Origin of the sequence: Psychromonas marina (genome assembly GCF_030161115.1) — a bacterium.
Classification (GTDB): Bacteria; Pseudomonadota; Gammaproteobacteria; order Enterobacterales; family Psychromonadaceae; genus Psychromonas; species Psychromonas marina.
In genome coordinates, this window is record NZ_BSPQ01000012.1 from 1 (window position 1) to 1,258 (window position 1,258).

At 35.7% G+C, this 1,258-nt stretch carries 1 protein-coding gene; it reads right to left on the reverse strand.

The genetic code is table 11. From position 1 onward, the window contains the following. Positions 1–113: 113 nt before the first annotated feature. Positions 114–713 (reverse strand): hypothetical protein, encoded by a 600-nt coding sequence (locus QQK09_RS12020; RefSeq protein ID WP_284204393.1) that lies wholly within the window; start codon positions 711–713, stop codon positions 114–116. Positions 714–1,258: the final 545 nt, after the last annotated feature.

The window sequence follows — 1,258 nt, forward strand, 5'->3', positions numbered from 1 at the left end:
TGAGCAGGGAAAAGTAATATTTAGATTGACGTGGGAAGTCATACCAACGCCGCACTAAGCGGACTAAAATAGTGGGTTAAAATGTGTAGCGAAGCGAAACCTAACCCACTGTTTTAGTTCCGTTTAAGTGCCTTGTTAGTTGCATTTAGACGCAACTTAACTTCTTCATTTGGTACGATTTTTAATATTTTAAAGCCAAAAATTGATTTATTACCATAAAACAATAACTCAGGATCCTTTATTTCAAATAGACTTTCAGAAATACAAGCTTGCGATAAAATCGTATTTTTTAAAAATTTACTACTGACTCTGTAGTCACATTCCAATTCGCTATAACTATCGCTGTAAACAACATTATGTACTTCATAATGAGGCGTACCAAATGCAGAAGTGTAAATACTTGGTAGTGTGAATACGAAGAAACTTCTGAGACAAAATATAATCACGACAGAGAACAATATTATTGATAAAACGCGATAAACAGGTGCCCTATGACTTACACAATCAACTAGCCACTTAAAAGACCAAGGTAATGTCACTATAAAAACACCAATTGCGGAGTAATAGCCATAAACCTGTAAATTAAGGTCTGGGTTAGGTACAAAAAGATTAAAATAGAGTTCAAAGATCAAAGCAGCAAAGATTAAGCAGTAAAGCCAAGCTATAGCTTTAATGCTACCGCCTTTTTTCTTTTCGTGGTGAATGTAATCCATATCGATAAACACCTTGCAACTAACGCCGCACTAAGCGGACAAAAATAGTTGGTTATAATGTGTAGCGAAGCGAAACTTAACCAACTGTTTTTGTTCCGTTTAAGTGCCTTGTTAGTTGTGTTTGGCGGTATTTAAAAACCAAAGAAACACGATAATCAATATTGGAAACTTTAGCTAGCGACCAATTCAAAAACTGAGATTCAAATTCAACTTAAATCCCCTTTCGAGATGACTTCTTAAAAACTAAAATACAGAATGACGCCATTATAAAATAAGCAGAGTTAATGGAGCCGAGAATAACGATAAACTTCGAGGTTAAACTTTGCACCAGACGACTATTAACGACAGCGTATTTTGGCGGAATGAGCGAGTTTACAGTACAGCCACAAGACTACGACTTTGAAGATGACAAAACTCAAATCACAACCAAAAATGTTTCTCAGAAAGACTTACCAACATCAATTTTAAAAACCAACTAGACATAATGACTCCCACTAAGGTGCTAGCCTCTACCGTGGGTTAGTTTTTCAACCAGAGCCATAATA

Bases quoted from the DNA above. Each gene is read 5' to 3' on its own strand.
- QQK09_RS12020 (WP_284204393.1), bottom strand. From the start codon at position 713: ATGGATTACATTCACCACGAAAAGAAAAAAGGCGGTAGCATTAAAGCT.